The organism is Pseudomonas sp. PSPC2-3 (assembly GCF_049898265.1).
GTDB classification, from domain to species: domain Bacteria; phylum Pseudomonadota; class Gammaproteobacteria; order Pseudomonadales; family Pseudomonadaceae; genus Aquipseudomonas; species Aquipseudomonas veronii.
In genome coordinates this window covers 42,385-62,985 of sequence record NZ_JAFCXJ010000007.1, presented here as the reverse complement: position 1 = coordinate 62,985, position 20,601 = coordinate 42,385, and the positions used below count along the sequence as shown (strand labels likewise).

16 protein-coding genes and 1 pseudogene are annotated in these 20,601 nt (G+C 61.8%); 8 read left to right on the top strand and 9 right to left on the bottom strand.

The window, feature by feature from the left end:
- Window positions 1-10 precede the first annotated feature (10 nt).
- The gene (locus tag ACP7E3_RS16790) at window positions 11-1,435 is read right to left on the bottom strand and encodes a PLP-dependent aminotransferase family protein (protein ID WP_026139808.1); all 1,425 of its coding nucleotides are present in this window, start codon (window positions 1,433-1,435) and stop codon (window positions 11-13) included.
- Window positions 1,436-1,595: 160 nt separating this feature from the next.
- Here ACP7E3_RS16790 and ACP7E3_RS16785 point away from each other — a divergent pair, with 160 nt between their 5' ends.
- Genes ACP7E3_RS16785 through ACP7E3_RS16765 form a run of 5 tightly spaced genes read left to right on the top strand, consistent with a single transcriptional unit; the run spans window position 1,596 to window position 7,074 of the window.
- On the top strand, window positions 1,596-2,489 hold the full coding sequence (locus tag ACP7E3_RS16785) for a DMT family transporter (RefSeq protein WP_162231523.1): 894 nt from the start codon (window positions 1,596-1,598) through the stop codon (window positions 2,487-2,489).
- Window positions 2,490-2,512: 23 nt separating this feature from the next.
- On the top strand, window positions 2,513-4,375 hold the full coding sequence (gene moeB, locus ACP7E3_RS16780; RefSeq protein ID WP_079444510.1) for a molybdopterin-synthase adenylyltransferase MoeB: 1,863 nt from the start codon (window positions 2,513-2,515) through the stop codon (window positions 4,373-4,375).
- A gap of 23 nt (window positions 4,376-4,398) precedes the next feature.
- Window positions 4,399-5,313 (top strand): PLP-dependent cysteine synthase family protein, encoded by a 915-nt coding sequence (locus tag ACP7E3_RS16775; RefSeq protein ID WP_046385199.1) that lies wholly within the window; start codon window positions 4,399-4,401, stop codon window positions 5,311-5,313.
- A 37-nt stretch (window positions 5,314-5,350) separates the two neighbouring features.
- On the top strand, window positions 5,351-6,343 hold the full coding sequence (locus ACP7E3_RS16770; protein ID WP_046382420.1) for a serine O-acetyltransferase: 993 nt from the start codon (window positions 5,351-5,353) through the stop codon (window positions 6,341-6,343).
- 2 nt (window positions 6,344-6,345) lie between these two features.
- Window positions 6,346-7,074, top strand: a complete 729-nt coding sequence (locus tag ACP7E3_RS16765; RefSeq protein ID WP_104902640.1) for an alanyl-tRNA editing protein — start codon at window positions 6,346-6,348, stop codon at window positions 7,072-7,074.
- A gap of 73 nt (window positions 7,075-7,147) precedes the next feature.
- Here the strand turns inward: ACP7E3_RS16765 and ACP7E3_RS16760 are convergent, their stop codons facing one another.
- From ACP7E3_RS16760 to ACP7E3_RS16725, 8 genes and pseudogenes are all read right to left on the bottom strand, one after another.
- Entirely contained in the window at window positions 7,148-8,191 is a 1,044-nt protein-coding gene (locus ACP7E3_RS16760) for a hypothetical protein (RefSeq protein ID WP_426123766.1), read from the bottom strand.
- Window positions 8,192-8,379: 188 nt separating this feature from the next.
- The gene (gene prpD, locus ACP7E3_RS16755; protein WP_128192315.1) at window positions 8,380-9,864 is read right to left on the bottom strand and encodes a 2-methylcitrate dehydratase; all 1,485 of its coding nucleotides are present in this window, start codon (window positions 9,862-9,864) and stop codon (window positions 8,380-8,382) included.
- Window positions 9,865-10,063: 199 nt separating this feature from the next.
- Window positions 10,064-10,246, bottom strand: a pseudogene (locus ACP7E3_RS16750) (PrpF domain-containing protein); the annotation flags it as partial.
- A gap of 256 nt (window positions 10,247-10,502) precedes the next feature.
- A complete protein-coding gene (gene prpF / locus ACP7E3_RS16745) occupies window positions 10,503-11,693 on the bottom strand; it encodes a 2-methylaconitate cis-trans isomerase PrpF (RefSeq protein WP_017848471.1) in 1,191 nt (396 codons plus the stop codon).
- An 11-nt stretch (window positions 11,694-11,704) separates the two neighbouring features.
- Window positions 11,705-14,299 (bottom strand): Fe/S-dependent 2-methylisocitrate dehydratase AcnD, encoded by a 2,595-nt coding sequence (gene acnD, locus ACP7E3_RS16740; protein WP_426123763.1) that lies wholly within the window; start codon window positions 14,297-14,299, stop codon window positions 11,705-11,707.
- Between the two features lie 129 nt (window positions 14,300-14,428).
- Window positions 14,429-15,556 (bottom strand): bifunctional 2-methylcitrate synthase/citrate synthase, encoded by a 1,128-nt coding sequence (gene prpC / locus ACP7E3_RS16735; protein ID WP_046382416.1) that lies wholly within the window; start codon window positions 15,554-15,556, stop codon window positions 14,429-14,431.
- 41 nt (window positions 15,557-15,597) lie between these two features.
- Window positions 15,598-16,491: a methylisocitrate lyase gene (gene prpB, locus ACP7E3_RS16730; protein ID WP_017848474.1), complete on the bottom strand. Its 894-nt coding sequence runs from the start codon at window positions 16,489-16,491 to the stop codon at window positions 15,598-15,600.
- Window positions 16,488-17,210, bottom strand: a complete 723-nt coding sequence (locus ACP7E3_RS16725; RefSeq protein WP_046382415.1) for a GntR family transcriptional regulator — start codon at window positions 17,208-17,210, stop codon at window positions 16,488-16,490. The genes prpB and ACP7E3_RS16725 overlap by 4 nt, the downstream gene beginning before the upstream one ends.
- A gap of 272 nt (window positions 17,211-17,482) precedes the next feature.
- Here ACP7E3_RS16725 and ACP7E3_RS16720 point away from each other — a divergent pair, with 272 nt between their 5' ends.
- From ACP7E3_RS16720 to ACP7E3_RS16710, 3 genes are read left to right on the top strand one after another with little or no spacing between them, the layout of a single operon-like run.
- Entirely contained in the window at window positions 17,483-18,031 is a 549-nt protein-coding gene (locus ACP7E3_RS16720; protein ID WP_026140213.1) for an ATP-dependent zinc protease family protein, read from the top strand.
- A gap of 5 nt (window positions 18,032-18,036) precedes the next feature.
- Complete coding sequence (locus tag ACP7E3_RS16715) at window positions 18,037-19,569, top strand: inactive transglutaminase family protein (RefSeq protein WP_046382414.1); 1,533 nt, start codon at window positions 18,037-18,039, stop codon at window positions 19,567-19,569.
- Window positions 19,569-20,555, top strand: coding sequence for an alpha-L-glutamate ligase-like protein (locus ACP7E3_RS16710; RefSeq protein ID WP_057003801.1), 987 nt, complete (start codon window positions 19,569-19,571; stop codon window positions 20,553-20,555). Before ACP7E3_RS16715 ends, ACP7E3_RS16710 begins: the two co-directional genes overlap by 1 nt.
- Window positions 20,556-20,601: the final 46 nt, after the last annotated feature.

Below are 20,601 nucleotides of genomic sequence, written 5' to 3'. Positions count from 1 at the left end.
GCGAACCCGCCTAAAGGTGGAAGCGCCCACCGCCCTGCCCCAACGCAGTGGCCAGCGCATCAAACCCCGCCCGCAACAACTGATCATCTCCCGACGTATTGCAGATACTCGCCCGGATAAACTGCGGCACTGCGGTCTGCCCCACGGCAAACGCCTCGGCGGTGGCGATCAGGTAATTATTCTGCTTGAGTTCGGCCTCGATTTCCGACGCTCGCCAAGGCTCGGGGACTTCAATCCAGAAGTGCGGGCTATTGAGGTGCGTGCGGTATTCCAGGCCGGCCAACAGGCCCTGCACCAACGCCTTGCGTCGGCTGATCTCGTTGATCTGCTGGCGCAGCAGGTATTCCGCCGTGCCGTTCTCGATCCACTGGGTCGCCAGCTCCAGGGTCACCGGCGTGGCCATCCAGCAGGTCGAACGCAGCGCCGCTGAAATACGGCTGACCAATGCCGGCGGCGCATGCACATAGCCGACACGCAGCCCCGCCGACACGGCCTTGCTCAAGCTGCTGATCAAAATCGTACGCTCGGGCGCGAAATAACTCAGGGGCGGCGGTCGGTCTTCCACCAGCACACCGTGGGCTTCATCCTCAAGAATCAGCAGGTTGTGCTCACGACAGACTTTGACCAGCGCCTCGCGGCGTGCGACCGATAACACGGCAGTGGTCGGGTTCTGGATGGTGGGCGTGCAGTACAACGCCGAAACCCGGTGATTGCGACAGACTTCATCGAGTGCCCCGGGCAGCACACCTTCGTCATCCATCTCCAGGCCGATCAGGCGCACACCGAGCATGCGTGCGGCGGTGATCAGCCCTGGATACGTCAGTTGCTCGGTGACCACCGTGTCGCCGGCGCGCAGCAGCGCCATCATCGCGCAGAGCAACCCGTGCTGGCCGCCGTTGACGCAAATGACCTGCTCGGGGATGGGATGAAAATCGCGCTGCACCAGCCACTGCGCACCCGCTTCGCGGTAACGCGGCAGGCCGGCGTCCGGCGTGTAGGCACTGATGTCCTGGAGAAACTTGGCGTTGGTCGACAGGGTCTGGAAACTCTGCGCCAGGAACACCGTCTCCTGCCCCGGGATATGCATGTTGCGGCTCATGTCGAAGTATTGGCGCGGCTCCTCGCTGAAGTTGCGGAAACCTTCATCCCGTTGGCGCTCCATCCCACGCTTGCGCACGAACGTGCCGTCACCTACCCGTGCCACCACCAACCCCAGGCGTTCCAGCTCGCCGTAGGCCCGGCTGATGGTGCCGATGGTCACCCCCAGATTGTCGGAAAGTACCCGATGGGGCGGCAGTTTCCGTCCCGGTTCAATCAAGCCCTCGAGGATGCCCCGTTCCATGACATCGGACAGGCGCTTGTACTTGACGCCCTGCCCATTGGACAACCCCTCACGCATAATTGACACCATGTCAATATTTGTTTTGACAGCCATCTTTAGCCCTAATAGTGTGCTTTTACGGGTTCAATCGCCGAAAAAAATAACTCATTACAAGTTCAATATAGAGTTCAATTCCGGCTCAGGGAAGCAATAAACGATGCCAATGTCCGCCGTTCTCGAAAACGCTGCAAAAACCAAAACTCAAAAACAGTGGTTGGCCGGCCTGGTGACCAGTGTGATGTTTCTCATCGTTTGCCTGAGTTGGGGTACCACTTGGCTCGGCATCAAAATCGCCGTGGAGAGCGTGCCGCCGCTGACCTCCGCCGGCTTGCGCTTCCTGATCGCGTTCCCGCTGTTCCTGTGTTTTGCCATGGTGCGCCGCGAGCCAATCCTGTTCCCTCGGGAAAGCCGTTGGTTCTTCGTGTTCGTGACCCTGTCCTACTTCAGCGTGCCCTATTACCTGCTCAACTACGGCGAAATGCATGTTTCGTCCGGCCTCACCGCGCTGCTGTTCAGTTGCATGCCGGTGTTCATCCTGATTTTCTCCGCGCTGTTCCTGCGCGAGCGCATCTACTTTTCCCAGGTGGTCGGCATCGGTATCGGCTTCGGCAGCCTTTACATGATCATCAGGAGCCAGGGCCTGCACCTGGACCACGCCGAGTTCTTCGGGGTACTGGCGATTCTGAGCGCCGCGATCATGCATGCCTTGTGCTACGTCATTACCAAGCAAAAAGGCAGCGCCATCAGCGTGATCACTTACAACACACTGCCCATCGGGATCGCCGGGCTGATGCTGTTCGTCGCCGGCCTGTGGTTTGAAACACCGACTTTCGAAGCCATCACCCTGCGTTCGTGGGGCGCCCTGTTCTACCTGGGCCTGGTCGCATCGGTGGGCGGGTTCATCGTGTATTTCATGCTGCTCAAGCGCCTGAGCCCGATCATCCTCTCGTTCGTGTTCATCATCTTCCCGGTGTTCGCGGTGATCATCGGCGCCTGGTACGAAGGCGTGGCGATTTCCCGCGACCTCATGCTGTATTCGGCCATTCTGCTGGCCGGTTTTGCGATCACCAAGTTGCCCATCGAAAAACTCATGGCCAAGAAAAATTGAGCCTCTTTGAACGCGAGAGAAACATGGACGTCCTCCGCCCAGAAGCCCTGGAACAGATCTATGCCCACGCCAGCCGCAGCTACCCCGAGGAATGCTGTGGTTTCGTCTTCGCCGACGGCAGCGTGTACCTGGGCCGCAATATCCAGAACGAGCTGCACCGCAAGAACCCCGAGATGTACCCGCGCAGCGCGGCCAACGGCTACACCTTTTCCGTGGCCGACACGCTGCTGCTGAACAAGGCACTTCGCAGCGACAACCCGGTGGTGGTGATCTACCACTCCCACCCTGACGTCGGTGCCTATTTCAGCGACGAAGACCAGGACAAGGCGCTGTTCATGGGCGAGCCGATCTACCCCGTCAGCTACCTGGTGGTGGATGTTCGCCAGGGCCAGGCCCTGGGCTCGAAGCTGTTTGCCTGGGATGGCAAGCATTTCGCCCTTCAACCCTTCAACGACCTGCACACGGAGTTGTCCATGAACGCTGTCTCTTTCCCCGACATTCTGGTTCGCGTGGCCAAGCTGCCGGAATCGACCCTTGAGGGCACCGGATCGACATTGCGCGAAGTCATTGAAAACCTCTGCGACAGCCACCCGCAGTTGCGTATGCACCTGTTCCACGAGAACAACAACCAGCTCAAGGAACACTTCCTGTTTACCGCCGAGGAAGCATTGATCGAAGCGGACGACCGGCTACCGGAAAAGGCCAGGATTGAAGTGTTGCTCGCCACCTCCGGCGGCATCGACGTCGACAGCCTGAGCAATGAAGAAGTGCAGCGTTACGTGCGCCATATCACCCTGCCCGGCGTCGGTCGCGAAGGCCAGTTGAACCTGAAAAAAGCCAAGGTGCTGATCATCGGCACCGGCGGCCTGGGCTCGCCCATCAGCCTGTACCTGGCGGCAGCCGGCATCGGCACCCTGGGACTGGTGGATTTCGATGTGGTCGAGAGCAGCAACCTGCAACGCCAGATCGTCCACGGCAACAGCACCCTGGGCATGTCCAAGGTCGCGTCCGCCAAGCAACGCTTGCAAGACCTCAACAGCCACATCCAGATCAATGCCCACGACACCGCGCTGACCGCCGACAACGCCCTGGAACTGGTCGGCGCCTACGACCTGGTGATCGACGGCACCGACAATTTCGACACGCGCTACCTGGTCAACGACGCCTGCGTGCAGTTGGGCAAACCCCTGGTGTTCGGCGCCATCTACCGTTTCGACGGGCAGATCAGCGTGCTCAATTACAAAGGCGGGCCCTGCTACCGCTGCCTGTTCCCCAAGGCACCACCAGCGGAACTGGCGCCCAATTGCAGCGCTGGCGGAGTGATCGGCGTGCTGCCGGGGGTAGTCGGGATGATCCAGGCGACCGAGGCGATCAAGTTGCTGATCGGCATCGGCGAACCCTTGTCCGGCCGCTTGATGCGCTTCGATGCGCTGGCGATGAAATTCAGCGAGATCCGCTTCAAGCGCCGCGCCGACTGCCCGTGCTGTTCGGAACTGCGCCACAGCGCACCCCTCGCGCCGACAGTCTGCGCCGACGCCGTACCGAGCAAGCCCAGCCTGGCCGAAGAGCGCTACATCAAGCCGCGGGTACTCAAACAACTGCTCGAACGCCACAGCAGCGCCGACGTACTGCTGGACGTGCGCGACGCCAGCGAACTGGAGGTCTGCAAGTTGCCGGGCGTGGTGCATATCCCCCTCGCTGAACTGGACGGTCAGCTCGACAGCCTCAGCCGAGACAACACTCACTACCTGATCTGCTACGCCGGAACCCGCGCCGAGCAAGCGGCCAGCACCCTGCTGGCGGCCGGCTTCGCCAACACCAAAGTTCTGCAAGGCGGCATGAAACATTGGGTTCGCGACGTCGAACCCGATATGCCTTTGTACTGATCACGGCCCTGGGTAACGACCTGATGTTGCATAACTCAATTCTCGACGCCATCGGCCACACACCGATCGTGCGCCTGGCGCAGTTTTCCGAAGACCTCGGCATCGAGGTCTACGCCAAACTGGAATCGCTCAACCCCGGCGGCAGCCACAAGGCGCGCATCGCCTTGGGCATGATCCTCGACGCCGAGCGTCGCGGCGTGCTGATGCGCGACTCCGGGCAAACCATTATCGAACCCAGCGGCGGCAACACCGGCATTGGCCTGGTGATGGCTGGCAACGTGCTCGGCTACAAAGTGGTGCTGGTGATCCCGGATAACTACAGCCCCGAAAAGCAGAAACTGCTGCGCCTGTATGGCGCCAAGGTGGTGCTGTCGGACAGCCGCCTCGGCAACAATTCCCATGGCGAGAAATGCATGGAGTTGCAACTGGAAAACCCCAGCTACGTGATGCTCAACCAGCAACGCAACGGCGCCAACCCGCAGACCCACCGCGACACCACCGCGCCGGAGATCCTCAGCGCCTTCGGTGAGCAGCGCGTGGATTACTTCGTCAGCGGCATCGGCACCGGCGGCCATATCACCGGCATCGGCGAAACCCTCAAGGCCGCCTGGCCGGCCCTGCGCGTGATGGGCGTGGAACCGGAGGAATGCGACCTGCTGAAAAACCAGCACGCACCCCACCATATCCAGGGCCTGTCGATCGGCTTGATCCCGAGCATCCTCAACCTGGACGTGCTGGACGGCATGCTCAAGGTGTCGCGCATGGAATGCCTCGACATGATGAAACGCATCATGCGTACCGATGCCATCAGCCTGGGCCTGTCCTCGGCCGCCAATATGGTGGCCATCGCCAAGCTCGCCCCGGAGTTACCGCCCGAAACGGTGGTGTTGACCATGGTCTACGACAATGCCGACAGCTACCTGCCCAGTTTCGAATAACCGGTTATCCAACCATCCAGAATGCGGGGGTGCCTCCATGGGCGGCTTTATCGACATGCAACATCTGCACGATGAATTGCTTACCCACCTCATCAAGACCCTGACGCCCACGCAGATGAAGCAGCTGGAGCCGCACTTGGCGCCGTTGGTCCAGAGCGCCGCCCAGGCGGTGGCCGAGGACCTGATTGCCTACGCCTACCGCGACCCGGCGTCGCGCGGACGCGGCGAGTTGATCCTGGAATCCTATGCCTCGTTCAAGGCGGTGCTGTTCTACCGGCTGGCGCACCGGGTGTGGCATTTTCCCGACCAGACCAACGGGATGTTTTCGCGCATTGCCCTCAAGCTCAGCAACCAGGGCAAGATCCTCTCCGGCGCGGAGATTCACCCGGCAGCGCGCATCGGTCGGCGCTTTGTGCTCGACCATGGCTACGGCACGGTGATCGGTGAAACCTGCGAGATCGGCAACGACTGCTACATCCTCTGCGGCGTGACCCTCGGCGCTCGCGGCATCGCCAACAACCCCGACGGCAAGCGCCACCCGCGCCTGGGCAACAACGTCGAGATCGGCTCCGGCGCCCGCGTGCTGGGCTACGTGCAGATCGGCGACAACGTGTTCATCAGCCCAGCGTGCGTGATCACCCAGGACGTACCGGCGGGGACCAAGGTCAAGGTGGTCAACCAGATCCAATTGCAAAAGAACGACGAATCGGAGCACAGCAGCTACCTCGGCGCCTTCGCTCTCGATGAGCGCCTGCACGTGGTCGGCGAGATCAACGCCAACCACAAGGTCACGGTGCTGGACGCCGACTTTCACCCGTTGCAGGGGCTGATGCTCGAACCCACGGTGAAAGAACGCCATCACCTGCAATTTCGCCTGCGCCACATCGAAATGGGCGACCGCCTGCCACGCCTGCCGCTGAACCTGAAAGTCTGCGGGCCGGAATTTGAAATCACCCTGCTTTCCCCCCCTGGCTTGAGCGCAATGGTGCGTCACCTGCTGCAAGCCAGCCCATTGATTGTCGGAGGTTGAACATGTCTGTGCACACCATGGAAACCCTGGCGCTGTTTGACAGCGCGCCCTACCAGAACGCCTTCAGCGCCCGGGTGATTGCCGTCAGCGAACACGGCATCGCCCTGGAGCACACGCTGTTCTACCCTACCGGCGGCGGGCAACCCGGCGACAGCGGCCACTTCACCCTGGACGACGGCACGCGCGTGGACATCCTCGGCACGGTGCGCGACCCGGTGCAGCGCTCGATCATCTGGCACCAGGTGGAACACTGTCCCGAGCAGTTGAGCGCCGGGGTCCAGGTGGATGCCAGCCTCGATTGGGAGCGGCGCTACCAGCACATGAAAATGCACACCTGCCTGCACCTGCTGTGTTCGCTCATCGACGCCCCGGTCACCGGCTGCAGCATCAGCGCCGACAAAGGGCGACTGGATTTCGACCTGCCGGAAATGACCCTGGACAAAGACAGCATCACCCGCGATATCAACGCGCTGATCGAACAGGCTCATCAGGTGAAAACCCTGTCGATGCCCGCGTCGGAGTACGCAACCCTGCTGCAGATCACCCGCACCCAAGCGGTAGCTCCGCCCGTGATCCAGGGCTCGGTGCGCGTAATTGAAATTGCCGGAATCGATATCCAGCCATGCGGCGGCACCCATGTGATCAACACCGAAGAAATCGGCCGGGTGTTTTGCGAGAAGATCGAGAAGAAGAGCAAGCATAACCGTCGGGTTATTTTGCGCTTTGAATGAATGTTCAGCAGAACGGGGTCGATGCAGGTGCGGGCTTACCGCCCCACATTGACCCGTTTTTCTATCGCTGAACTTAACCCTTCAGCGCTTTGATCTGGTTATTCAGCTGCTCGATTTGCTTCTGCAGTTCGGAAATCACCTTGGAAAATTCAGCCATCATCTGGTCGATGCGTGTGCGAAGTTGCTCATTGTCGCGTGCGAGATCCTCGAGGGTACGAGGCGCCTGGTTTGATTCATCGGACCGGGCCGACGGGTTGCTTTCGTTGGACTGCGCCGCACCTTGCTTGCCTTGACCGGAAGAAGCACCCTGATTGGCCTGCCCCTGACCCTGACCCTGCGCTGCGCCTTGCTTGCCCTGGCCGGAAGAAGCTCCCTGATTGGCCTGACCCTGCCCCTGCGCCGCGCCTTGCTTGCCTTGACCGGAAGAAGCACCCTGATTGGCCTGCCCCTGACCCTGCGCCGCGCCTTGCTTGCCCTGACCGGAAGAAGCTCCCTGATTGGCCTGACCCTGACCCTGACCCTGCCCCTGCCCCTGCGCTGCGGGAGGCATCCGGGTCTGGGGAGTATCCGCGCCCAACCTCTTACTCAAATCACCGATCTGGTCTTGAAGCCCTTTAACGACCGAATTGAAACCGGACTCCAACTTATTGAGCCTATCGCCCAGTTGCTTATTTTCGGCAGTCAAGCGCTCAAGGGAGGGAGGAGCATCCCGCCCGGCCCCTTGTGTATTGTCCATACGGCCGCGCGCTTCAGGCGACGTGCCGTTCTGCTTCGCCGCAGGATCACCACGAGTACTGGGGTTCGACGGTGCCGCCTCTTTTCCAGACGCTGCCTTCACCTTGGGGTGCTGCGCAAGCTGGTTCACTTGCTCCTGAAGCTTCATGATTTGCGGCGTTAACTTGGCGACCATCTGATCATATTTTTCGGCCAACTGTTTGTTCTGGCCAGAGAGGTGTTCCAGATGAGCGGGTACCGCGTTTTTTGCCGCAGACGACGCCTTGGCCAGAGGACTGTCAGGTACTCTGAGGCTCTCGTCGGCGCGACGGAGCCTGGCGTTCGGCGACATGTCATAGCCGACGGTGTTGGGCATTGGCGGGCGATTGTTTACGCTATTCATAAAAGGGCCTTTTCAGATTCAGGTGTTTGATCCGCAAGCATCGCTTGCCAGATGACCTGCGCCTGCAGGGCATCTGACACCTGATTGGCTTCTATCTGAAAACGGTTCCGAAGATGTAGGACGCATCAATCGCAAAGTATGTCAGTGTCAAAACCTGCCCTTCGCGAGCGTGCGCAACCACGGCGCGTTCATATCACCCATAAATCCACAAAGCGATTCACCGGCGTCGCTTCAAGCCGCGCCTGATCCTTGCACAACGCAAAAATCTCGGCACTGCGCTGGGCCGTAAAGCGCGTCGCCAGGTTGGCCTTGAACTTGTCTTCCAGCAACGGAATACCGTCCACCCGGCGCCGACGATGCCCAATCGGGTACTCCACCGCGACCTGCTCGGTGTGGGTGCCATCGTTGAAGAACACCTGCACCGCGTTGGCGATGGAACGTTTGTCCGCCTCCAGGTATTCGCGGCTGTAGCGGGGCTCTTCGACGATCACCATCTTTTCGCGCAGCTCGTCGATGATCGGGTGCGCAGCGTGGAACTCATCTTCGTACTGCTCGGCCACCAGCGTGCCGAAGGCCAGCGGCACGGCGGTCATGTATTGCAGGCAGTGATCGCGGTCGGCCGCATTGGCCAATGGGCCGACCTTGGAAATGATCCGAATCGCCGACTCATGAGTGGTGATCACGATGCGTTCGATGTCGTGCAGGCGATCCACAACCTGCGGGTGCAAGGTCACCGCAGCTTCGCAGGCGGTTTGCGCGTGGAACTCGGCGGGAAAGCTGATCTTGAACAGCACGTTTTCCATCACATAGGTGCCGTAGGGTTGGGACAGGCTGAAGGTGCGCTTGTCTTCGGGCTTGAGCGCCAGGTCCTTGTTGGTGTGGCTGAACAGCACATCGTAGAAGCCCCATTGCGGCGCGCTCAACACCCCGGGGATGCCCATCTCGCCGCGCAGCGCGATGTCTGCCAGCCGCACACCGCGACTGGAGGCATCGCCCGCCGCCCAGGATTTGCGCGAACCGGCATTCGGTGCGTGCCGATAGGTGCGCAATGCCTGACCGTCGACAAAGGCGTGGGACAGCGCCGACAGCAGTTGCTCGCGGTTGGCGCCCATCAGCTTGGCGGTGACCGCCGTCGAGGCGACTTTCACCAGCAGCACATGGTCGAGACCGACACGGTTGAAGGCGTTTTCCAGGGCAATCACACCCTGGATCTCGTGGGCCATGATCATCGCCTCCAGCACTGCGCGCACGGTCAGCGGCGCGTCGCCATTGGCCACGCGTCGTTGCGAGAGGTGATCGGCCACGGCGAGGATGCCGCCGAGGTTATCCGAGGGGTGGCCCCATTCGGCGGCGAGCCAGGTGTCGTTGTAGTCGAGCCAGCGCACGATGCAGCCGATGTCCCAGGCGGCCTTGACCGGGTCGAGCCGGAACGACGTGCCCGGCACCCGCGCGCCGAACGGCACCACCGTGCCCTCGACCAGCGGCCCCAGGTGCTTGGTGCATTCCGGGAACCGCAGCGCCAGCAGGCCGCAACCGAGGGTGTCCATCAGGCAGTAGCGCGCAGTGTCCAGCGCGGCTGGGGAGTCGATCCGGTAGTTGAGGACGTAGTCAGCGATGTCCTGCAAAACCTGGTCGTAGTCGGGGCGGGTGTTCTGGTCGACGTTGGCGCTCATGGCTGTTCTCCAAAGTGGGTGGGGGGTCAGTCCTCGGGCTCACGGTTACTGGAAGCAGATCTTCGATGCCTGCCTTGGAATAGAGATCCCTTGTGGGAGGGGGCTTGCCCCCGATGACGGTGGGTCAGTCAATGAATGTGTCGACTGGTACACCGCTATCGGGGGCAAGCCCCCTCCCACATTGGATGTGTATCGAGCCTTAGAAGGCGTCGCCTGGGACGCGTACAAAGCCTTCCATCAACACCCGCGCGCTACGGCTCATGATGGCCTTCTTCACCACCCATTCGCCGTTGACTTGAGTGGCTTCAGCGCCGACCCGCAAGGTGCCGGACGGATGCCCGAAGCGCACCGCGTTGCGTTCCACGCCGCCCGCCGTCAGCGATGTCCTGCAAAACCTGGTCGTAGTCGGGGCGGGTGTTCTGGTCGACGTTGGCGCTCATGGCTGTTCTCCAAAGTGGGTGGGGGGGCAGTCCTCGGGCTCACGGTTACTGGAAGCAGATCTTCGATGCCTGCCTTGGAATAGAGATCCCTTGTGGGAGGGGGCTTGCCCCCGATGACGGTGGGTCAGTCAATGAATGTGTCGACTTCACACCGCTATCGGGGGCAAGCCCCCTCCCACAGGGGATTGGTGTTGGGTTTTAGAAGGCGTCGCCTGGGACGCGTACAAAGCCTTCCATCAACACCCGCGCGCTACGGCTCATGATGGCCTTCTTCACCACCCATTCGCCGTTGACTTGGGTGGCTTCAGCGCCGACCCGCAAGGTGCCGGACGGATGCCCGAAGCGCACCGCGTTGCGTTCCACCCCGCCCGCCGCGAGGTTGACCAAGGTCCCGGAAATCGCCGCCGCCGTGCCGATCGCCACCGCTGCGGTGCCCATCATCGCGTGGTGCAACTTGCCCATGGACAAGGCACGCACCAGCAGGTCGATATCGCCGGCCTTGATCGCCTTGCCGCTGGAAGCCACGTAGTCCGCAGGCGGTGCCACGAAGGCCACCTTCGGCGTGTGCTGACGCTGGGCGGCTTCGTCCAGATGCTTGATCAGGCCCATGCGCAACGCGCCATAGGCCCGCACCGTCTCGAACATCGCCAGGGCTTTCGGGTCGCCGTTGATCGCGCCTTGCAGCTCGGTACCGGTATAGCCCAGGTCTTGCGCGTTGATGAAGATCGTCGGGATACCCGCGTTGATCAGCGTGGCCTTGAAAGTGCCGACGCCCGGCACCTCCAGGTCATCGATCAGGTTGCCGGTGGGGAACATCGAACCACCGCCGCCCTCTTCTTCAGCGGCCGGGTCCAGGAACTCCAACTGCACTTCGGCGGCAGGGAAGGTCACGCCGTCCAGTTCGAAGTCGCCGGTTTCCTGCACCGCGCCGTCGGTGATCGGTACGTGGGCGATGATGGTCTTGCCGATATTGGCCTGCCAGATCCGCACCACGGCCACGCCGTTGCGCGGCACGCGGGCCGGGTCGACCAAGCCCGCGCTGATGGCGAAGGAACCCACCGCCGCCGACAGGTTGCCGCAGTTGCCGCTCCAGTCGACGAACGGTTTGTCGATGGCGACCTGGCCGAACAGGTAATCCACGTCATGCTCGGCGCGGCTGCTCTTGGCCAGGATCACGGTTTTGCTGGTGCTCGACGTGGCGCCGCCCATGCCGTCGATCTGCTTGTCGTAGGGATCGGGGCTGCCGATCACCCGCAACAGCAGGGCATCGCGTGCGGCACCCGGGACCTGCGCCGACTCGGGCAGGTCCTGGACGCTGAAAAACACACCCTTGCTGGTGCCGCCTCGCATGTAGGTGGCGGGGATCTTGATTTGCGGTACGTGTGACATGGTTATCCTCTTCAGGCGGTCGCCGCCGATTCCAGGAAGTCCTGGGCAAAACGTTGCAACACGCCGCCCGCCTCGTAGATCGACACTTCTTCAGCGGTGTCCAGGCGGCAGGTCACCGGCACTTCGACACGTTCGCCATTCTTGCGGTTGATCACCAGGGTCAACTGCGCGCGCGGGGTGCGTTCGCCGACCACGTCATAGGTTTCGCTGCCGTCGATCTTCAACGTGTGACGGTCGGTGCCCGACAGGAACTCCAGCGGCAACACGCCCATGCCCACCAGGTTGGTGCGGTGAATGCGTTCGAAACCTTCGGCGGCAATCGCTTCCACACCCGCCAGGCGCACGCCCTTGGCCGCCCAGTCGCGGGACGAACCCTGACCGTAGTCGGCGCCGGCGATGATGATCAGCGCCTGCTTGCGTTCCATGTAGGTTTCGATGGCTTCCCACATGCGCGTGACCTTGCCTTCCGGCTCGATGCGCGCCAGGGAGCCCTGCTTGACCTTGCCATTTTCCACCACCATTTCGTTGAACAGTTTCGGGTTGGCGAAGGTCGCGCGTTGCGCGGTCAGGTGGTCGCCACGGTGGGTCGCGTAGGAGTTGAAGTCGACTTCCGGCAGGCCCATTTTCGCCAGGTATTCGCCGGCGGCGCTGTCGAGCATGATCGCGTTGGACGGCGACAGGTGGTCGGTGGTGATGTTGTCCGGCAGCACTGCCAGCGGGCGCATGCCCTTGAGCGGCCGCGCACCGGCCAGCGCGCCTTCCCAGTACGGCGGACGGCGGATATAGGTGCTTTGCGGGCGCCACTCATACAGCGGCGCGACTTTCGGGCCGGTGTCTTCGTGGATCGCGAACATCGGGATATACACTTTGCGGAACTGCTCCGGCTTGACCGACGCCTTGACCACCGCGTCGATTTCTTCGTCGCTCGGCCAGATGTCTTTCAGGCGGATTTCCTTGCCGTTGGCGTCGAGGCCCAGTACGTCCTTCTCGATGTCGAAACGGATGGTGCCGGCAATCGCATAGGCCACCACCAGCGGCGGCGAAGCCAGGAACGCTTGCTTGGCATACGGGTGGATACGCCCGTCGAAGTTGCGGTTACCCGACAACACGGCGGTGGCGTACAGGTCGCGGTCAATGATCTCTTGCTGGATCACCGGGTCGAGCGCACCGGACATGCCGTTGCAGGTGGTGCAGGCGAAGGCCACCACGCCGAAACCGAGTTTTTCCAGTTCGTGCCCAAGGCCGGCTTCTTCGAGGTACATGGCCACGGTTTTCGAACCGGGCGCCAGGGACGACTTAACCCACGGCTTGCGGCTCAGCCCCAGCTTGTTGGCGTTGCGCGCCAGGAGGCCGGCGGCGATCACGTTGCGCGGGTTGCTGGTGTTGGTGCAACTGGTGATCGCGGCAATGATGACCGCACCGTCGGGCATTTGCCCCGGTACTTCTTCCCACTGGCCGGAGATGCCTTTGGCGGCGAGGTCGCTGGTGGCGACACGGGCGTGCGGGTTGCTCGGGCCGGCCATGTTGCGCACGACGCTGGACAGGTCGAAGGTCAGGCCGCGTTCGTATTTCGCGCCCTTGAGGTCGTCGGCCCACAGGCCGGTCTGGCGAGCGTACTGCTCGACCAGGGCGACTTGTGCGTCTTCACGGCCAGTGAGTTTCAGGTAGGCGATGGTCTGCGGGTCGATGTAGAACATCGCCGCGGTGGCGCCGTATTCCGGGGCCATGTTGGAGATGGTCGCGCGGTCGCCCAGGGTCAGTGCCGATGCACCTTCGCCGAAGAACTCGAGCCATGCGCCCACCACTTTCTGTTGACGCAGGAACTCGGTCAGCGCCAGCACCATGTCGGTGGCGGTGATACCGGGTTGCAGCTTGCCCGTCAGCTCCACGCCGACGCTTTCCGGCAGGCGCATCCACGAGGCGCGGCCGAGCATCACGCTCTCGGCTTCGAGGCCGCCGACGCCGATGGCGATCACGCCGAGGGCATCCACGTGCGGGGTGTGGCTGTCGGTGCCGACGCAGGTGTCGGGGAACGCCACGCCGTCACGCACCTGGATCACCGGAGACATTTTCTCCAGGTTGATCTGGTGCATGATGCCGTTGCCCGGCGGGATCACGTCGACGTTCTTGAAGGCTTTTTTGGTCCACTCGATAAAGTGGAAGCGGTCTTCGTTGCGGCGGTCTTCGATGGCGCGGTTTTTCTCGAACGCGTCCGGGTCGAAACCACCGGCTTCGACGGCCAGGGAGTGGTCGACGATCAGTTGGGTCGGCACCACCGGGTTGACCTGGGCCGGGTCGCCGCCTTGCAGGGCGATGGCATCGCGCAGGCCGGCGAGGTCGACCAGGGCGGTCTGGCCGAGGATGTCATGGCACACCACCCGCGCCGGGAACCAAGGGAAGTCGAGGTCGCGCTTGCGCTCGATCAGTTGGCTCAGGGAAGCGTTGAGGGTGGCCGGGTCGCAACGACGCACCAGGTTTTCCGCGAGTACGCGGGAGGTGTAAGGCAAGGTGGCGTAGGCGCCGGGGGTGATTGCATCGACAGCCGCGCGGGCGTCGAAGTAATCGAGGCGGCTGCCGGGGAGCGATTTGCGAAATTCAGTGTTCATCGTCAGGACTCGGTCACGGTGATTACAAAAGGAACCCACTGATCCAGATTTGAAATGCGATTCAAATGTGGGAGGGGGCAAGCCCCCTCCCACCTTTTGACCTCATTTCAATCCTGGAATCGTCGGCCTTCAGCGACGTTCGATTGGCACGAACTTGCGCTGTTCGACGCCGATGTACTCAGCGCTTGGACGGATGATGCGGTTGTTGGCGCGCTGTTCGAACACATGCGCGGCCCAGCCGGTGAGGCGCGAGCACACGAAGATCGGGGTGAACAGCTTGGTCGGGATGCCCATGAAGTGGTACGCCGAGGCATGGTAGAAGTCGGCGTTGGGGAACAACTTCTTCTGCTCCCACATGACCTTGTCGATGGCTTCGGAGACCGGGAACAACACTTTGTCGTCCACTTCTTCGGCGAGCAGTTTCGACCAGCCCTTGATCACTTCATTACGCGGGTCGCTGTCTTTGTAGATCGCGTGACCGAAGCCCATGATCTTGTCCTTGCGCGCCAGCATGGCGAGGGTGCCGTCGACGGCGTCCTCGGCCGACAAGAAGCGCTCGATCATTTCCATCGCCGCTTCGTTGGCGCCGCCGTGCAGCGGGCCGCGCAGCGAACCGATGGCGGCGGTGATGCACGAATACAAGTCAGACAGGGTCGACGCACAGACACGCGCGGTAAAGGTCGACGCGTTGAATTCGTGCTCGGCGTACAGGATCAGCGACACGTTCATCACTTTGACGTGCAACTCGCTCGGCGCCTTGCCGTGCAGCAGGTGCAGGAAGTGACCGCCGATGGAAGGTTCGTCGGTCACACAGTCGATGCGTTTGCCGTCATGGCTGAAGCGGTACCAGTAGCACATGATCGCCGGGAAGGCAGCGAGCAGACGGTCGGTGACATCGCGCTGTACGCTGAAGTCCTGCTCCGGCTCGAGATTGCCGAGGAACGAGCAACCGGTACGCATCACGTCCATCGGGTGGGCGTCGGCCGGGATGCGCTCGAGCACTTCCTTGAGCGCCTGGGGCAGGTCACGCAGCTTGCTCAGCTTGGCGCTGTAGGCAGCCAGTTCGGTCTTGGTCGGCAATTCGCCGTACAGCAGCAGGTAGGCGACTTCTTCGAACTGCGCATCAGCGGCCAGTTCGCGCACGTCGTAGCCGCGATAGGTCAGGCCGGCACCGGCCTGGCCCACGGTGGACAGTGCGGTCTGCCCGGCCACCTGGCCACGCAGGCCAGCGCCGCTCAGTACTTTTGCTTCAGCCATGGTTACTCTCCAATTTTGTAGTTATCCGGGAGGCGCGTTCGTTACTTCTTGGCGGCGAACAGCGCGTCGAGCTTCTGCTCGAAGGTGTGGTAGTCGATGCGATCGTAAAGCTCCATGCGGGTTTGCATGGTGTCGATCACGTTCTGTTGGGTGCCGTCGCGACGGATCGCGGTGTAGACGTTTTCGGCGGCCTTGTTCATGGCGCGGAAGGCCGAGAGCGGGTACAGCACGATGGAAACATCGGCAGATTTCAGTTGATCGACGGTGTACAACGGGGTTGCACCGAACTCGGTAATGTTAGCCAGGATCGGCGCCTTTACCTTTGACGCGAACAGCTTGTACATGTCCAGCTCGGTGATGGCTTCCGGGAACACCATGTCGGCGCCGGCCTCGATGCAGGCGGCGGCGCGGTCCAGGGCGGATTCCAGGCCTTCGACGGCCAGCGCATCGGTACGCGCCATGATCACGAAGCTGTCATCGGTGCGCGCATCCACGGCGGCCTTGATGCGGTCGACCATTTCCTGCTGGGACACGATTTCTTTGTTCGGGCGATGACCGCAGCGCTTGGCGCCGACCTGGTCTTCGATATGGATGGCCGCGGCACCGAACTTGATCATCGACTTGACGGTGCGTGCCACGTTGAACGCCGAGGAGCCGAAACCGGTGTCCACGTCCACCAGCAGCGGCAGGTCGCACACGTCGGTGATGCGGCGCACGTCGGTCAGCACGTCATCGAGGCCGGTGATGCCCAGGTCCGGCACGCCGAGGGAGCCCGCGGCCACCCCGCCACCCGACAGGTAGATCGCCTTGAAACCGGCGCGCTTGGCCAGCAGTGCGTGGTTGGCATTGATCGTGCCGACCACCTGCAATGGGTGTTCGCTGGCGACCGCGTCACGGAAACGCTGGCCTGGAGTGCGGTTGTTATTGGAACTCATGACTCACCTCGCTGAGTGGCTGTCTGGGGAGCACCGCCTGGGAAGTGGCGGGCGATATTGCGTTTGGAGGCGCCGATGTGACGACGCATCAACAACTCGGCCAGTTCACCGTCGCGATCGGCGATCGCGTCAAGAATACGGTGATGCTCGGCAAAGGCCTGGCGTGGACGATTGGGGGTCGCGGAGAACTGGATGCGGTACATACGCACCAACTGGTACAGCTCGCCGCAGAGCATTTGGGTCAAGGTGCGGTTGCCCGCACCCTGGATGATCCGGTAATGAAAGTCGAAGTCGCCTTCCTGCTGGTAATAGCCGACACCCGCCTGGAACGCCGCATCCCGTTCGTGGGTGTGCAGCACCTGGCGCAGTTCTTCGATCTCCGCATCGGTCATGCGCTCGGCGGCCAGGCGGCACGCCATGCCTTCGAGGGATTCGCGGATTTCATAGAGTTCGATCAGTTCCGCGTGGCTCAACGACACCACGCGAGCGCCCACATGGGGCACGCGCACCAGCAGGCGCTGGCCTTCGAGACGGTGGATCGCCTCACGCAACGGGCCGCGGCTGATGCCATAGGTGCGCGCCAGTTCCGGCTCGGAGATCTTGCTGCCGGGGGCGATCTCGCCTTTGACGATAGCGGCCTGTATACGCCTAAAGACGTTCTCCGACATTGTCTGGGATTCTTCCGGGGAGACCACCGGAGCTTCCGATTGATCCAGCATATTGTCGACACCTTTAAAAGCAATGCCGCAAAAACTAGCCAATAAGCCCTACTTAGTCAAAGAATAAATCAACATTGTCGACAATCGTCTAATAACCGCCGTTGTAAGCAACAAGGGCATGGCCGCCTGCCAGCGCTGGCGCCAAAAAAGCATCATGTTAGAATAGACGCCGCTTTTGCCTGACATCTCTTGATGAAACGGCGCACGAGGGAGCTTGCGCAGCAATGCCAGTCGCCTTGAATTGAACATCGCACTGCACCGCCTCAGGATTTATGAGACTCAAGCCCTTCCCCCGATTGTTTTGCCTACTGTTCATACCAGGACTTATGCCGGGGCTATGCGCTGCCGCCGAGAAGACCGTGTATGGCCTCAACGAATACGCCAAGCTGGCGGATATCGACCTGGAAGTGGCGGCCAAACTCGACACCGGCGCCAAGACCGCTTCGTTGAGCGCCCGCGATATCAAACGCTTCAAGCGCAATGGCGAATCCTGGGTACGCTTCTACCTGGCCATCGACACTGCCCATTCCCACCCCATCGAACGCCCACTGGCCCGCGTCAGCAAGATCAAGCGCCGCGCCGGTGACTACGACCCCGATGAGGACAAGAACTACACCGCCCGTCCGGTGATTGCCCTGGATATCTGCATGGGCAGCGCTTTACGCAGCATCGAAGTGAACTTGACTGACCGCAGCGCTTTCCAATACCCGCTGCTGATCGGCTCCGAAGCGCTGAAACGCTTTGATGCGCTGGTCGACCCCAGTCTTAAATACGCAGCGGGCAAACCTGCCTGCGCCGCCGACGCTCATACCGCCGAGTAAACCGAATGCGCTCTCTGACCCTGCACCTGAAAATCCTCATCACCCTCCTGGTGGTGCTGGGTATTTCGGTCACCGCCTACCAGATCTTCGTGCTGGGCATTCCCGTCACCGAGGACGCCACCGACGACTTGTGGAACATCGACGCCAAGGTCGAGTTCGTCGCCAACCCGAAAGACCCGGTGAAGATCCAGATGTTCGTGCCGCCCCTGAGCCGCGACTTCGTCAGCCTCAATGAGAGTTTCATCTCGAATAACTACGGGGTCAGCGTCAACCGCATCGATGGCAACCGCAAGGTCACCTGGTCGGCGCGCCGGGCCAAGGGCAAGCAGACCCTGTATTACCGCCTGGTGCTGACCAAGCGTTACAGCGGTGAAAAGGTCAAGATCAAGGGCCCGACCTTCCGCGACAGCATCGCCGTGGAAGGCCCGGAAAAAATCGCCGCCGAAGCCCTGCTCGCGCCGATCCGCCAGCACTCGGCCGATGTGGAAACCTTTATTACCGAAGCCATCAAGCGCACCAACAACCTCAACGACGACAACGTCAAGCTGCTGCTGGCGGGCGACCCGTCGACACCGCACAAGGCCAAGATCGTCGAACTGCTGCTGTCCATCGCTCACGTGCCGGTGGAAAAGGTCCACACCATCCGCCTCGTCGCCGACCAGCCGCAAACCCCGGAACTGTGGCTGCGCAGCTTCAATGGCAATGACTGGCTGTACTTCAACCCGGAAACCGGCGAACCAGGCCTGCCCGCCGACCGCCTGCTGTGGTGGACCGGCGATGAAAACCTGATCACCGTCGATGGCGGCAAGAAAGCCATGGTCACCTTCAGCCTGAACAACAGCGAAATGAACGCGATCCGCCTGGCCAAGCTGACCGACGAAAACACCGACGCCAACTTCCTCGAATACTCGCTGTACGGCCTGCCGCTGCAAACCCAGCAGACCTTCATGATCATGGTGATGATCCCGATCGGCGTGCTGGTGATCCTGATCCTGCGCAACCTGATCGGCCTGCAGACCCTGGGCACGTTTACCCCGGTGCTGATCGCCCTGGCGTTCCGCGAGACTCAGTTGGGCTTTGGGATTGTGCTGTTTACGATCATCACCGCGCTGGGCTTGTCGCTGCGCTCGTACCTGGAACACCTGAAGTTGCAGATGCTGCCGAGGCTGTCGGTGGTGCTGACCTTCGTGGTGGTGCTGATCGCGGCCATCAGCCTGTTCAGCCATAAACTGGGGCTGGAGCGCGGGCTGTCGGTGGCGCTGTTCCCGATGGTGATTCTGACCATGACCATCGAACGCCTGTCGATCACCTGGGAAGAACGCGGCGCCAGCCATGCGCTGAAAGTGGCGATCGGCACGCTGTTCGCGGCGTCCCTGGCGCACCTGATCATGAGCGTGCCGGAGCTGGTCTACTTTGTGTTCACCTTCCCGGCGATCCTGCTGATCCTGGTGGGCTTCATGCTGGCCATGGGGCGTTATCGCGGCTACCGCCTGACCGAGCTGGTGCGCTTCAAGGCCTTCCTCAAGGCTGACTCGTAATGTTCGGCTTCTGGAAGACCTGGAAGGCCCTGGAAGCGCGGGGCATCATGGGCATCAACCGGCGTAATGCGGACTACGTGCTCAAGTACAACAAGCGCAGCCTGTACCCGATCGTGGATGACAAGATCATCACCAAGGAACGGGCGCTGGCGGCCGGCATCCATGTGCCGGAAATGTACGGGGTGATTTCCACCGAGAAGGAAATCGACAAGCTCGACGAGATCATCGGTGGACGCAACGACTTCGTGATCAAGCCGGCCCAGGGCGCCGGCGGTGACGGCATCCTCGTCATCGCCGACCGCTTTGAGGGGCGTTATCGCACGGTGTCCGGCAAGATCATCAGCCATGAGGAAATCGAGCATCAGATTTCCAGCATCCTCACCGGCCTGTACTCCCTGGGCGGCCACCGCGACCGCGCGCTGATCGAGTACCGCGTGGTGCCCGACCAGATTTTCAAGAGCATCAGCTACGAAGGCGTGCCGGATATCCGCATCATCGTGCTGATGGGCTACCCGGTGATGGCCATGCTGCGCTTGCCGACCCGCCAGTCCGGCGGCAAGGCCAACCTGCACCAGGGCGCGATCGGCGTGGGCGTCGACCTGGCCACCGGCCTGACCCTGCGCGGCACCTGGCTGAACAACATCATCGCCAAACACCCCGACACCACCAACGCGGTGGATGGCGTGCAACTGCCCAACTGGGACGGTTTCATGAAACTCGCCGCCGGCTGCTATGAGCTGTGCGGGCTGGGCTACATCGGCGTGGACATGGTGCTGGACCAGGAAAAAGGCCCACTGATCCTCGAACTGAATGCGCGGCCGGGGCTGAATATCCAGATCGCCAACGACTGCGGCCTGACCCTGCGCACCCACGCGGTCGAGGCACGACTGGAAACCCTGAAAGCTGCTGGCGTGACGGAAACGCCGGAAGAACGGGTGAAATTCGTGCAGGCCATGTTCGGGCACATCCCCGCCGTCGAAGGCTGAGCCGGCCTTCGATCTGTCTATCCCCGACATCCCCTCTAGGACCAAA

Bases quoted from the DNA above. Each gene is read 5' to 3' on its own strand.
- moeB (WP_079444510.1), top strand. From the start codon at position 2,513: ATGGACGTCCTCCGCCCAGAAGCCCTGGAACAGATCTATGCCCACGCC.
- ACP7E3_RS16790 (WP_026139808.1), bottom strand. From the start codon at position 1,435: ATGGCTGTCAAAACAAATATTGACATGGTGTCAATTATGCGTGAGGGG.
- prpD (WP_128192315.1), bottom strand. From the start codon at position 9,864: ATGAGCGCCAACGTCGACCAGAACACCCGCCCCGACTACGACCAGGTT.
- acnD (WP_426123763.1), bottom strand. From the start codon at position 14,299: ATGAACACTGAATTTCGCAAATCGCTCCCCGGCAGCCGCCTCGATTAC.
- ACP7E3_RS16710 (WP_057003801.1), top strand. From the start codon at position 19,569: ATGTTCGGCTTCTGGAAGACCTGGAAGGCCCTGGAAGCGCGGGGCATC.
- prpB (WP_017848474.1), bottom strand. From the start codon at position 16,491: ATGAGTTCCAATAACAACCGCACTCCAGGCCAGCGTTTCCGTGACGCG.
- ACP7E3_RS16760 (WP_426123766.1), bottom strand. From the start codon at position 8,191: ATGAATAGCGTAAACAATCGCCCGCCAATGCCCAACACCGTCGGCTAT.
- prpC (WP_046382416.1), bottom strand. From the start codon at position 15,556: ATGGCTGAAGCAAAAGTACTGAGCGGCGCTGGCCTGCGTGGCCAGGTG.
- ACP7E3_RS16765 (WP_104902640.1), top strand. From the start codon at position 6,346: ATGTCTGTGCACACCATGGAAACCCTGGCGCTGTTTGACAGCGCGCCC.
- ACP7E3_RS16720 (WP_026140213.1), top strand. From the start codon at position 17,483: ATGAGACTCAAGCCCTTCCCCCGATTGTTTTGCCTACTGTTCATACCA.
- ACP7E3_RS16725 (WP_046382415.1), bottom strand. From the start codon at position 17,210: ATGCTGGATCAATCGGAAGCTCCGGTGGTCTCCCCGGAAGAATCCCAG.
- prpF (WP_017848471.1), bottom strand. From the start codon at position 11,693: ATGTCACACGTACCGCAAATCAAGATCCCCGCCACCTACATGCGAGGC.
- ACP7E3_RS16770 (WP_046382420.1), top strand. From the start codon at position 5,351: ATGGGCGGCTTTATCGACATGCAACATCTGCACGATGAATTGCTTACC.
- ACP7E3_RS16775 (WP_046385199.1), top strand. From the start codon at position 4,399: ATGTTGCATAACTCAATTCTCGACGCCATCGGCCACACACCGATCGTG.
- ACP7E3_RS16715 (WP_046382414.1), top strand. From the start codon at position 18,037: ATGCGCTCTCTGACCCTGCACCTGAAAATCCTCATCACCCTCCTGGTG.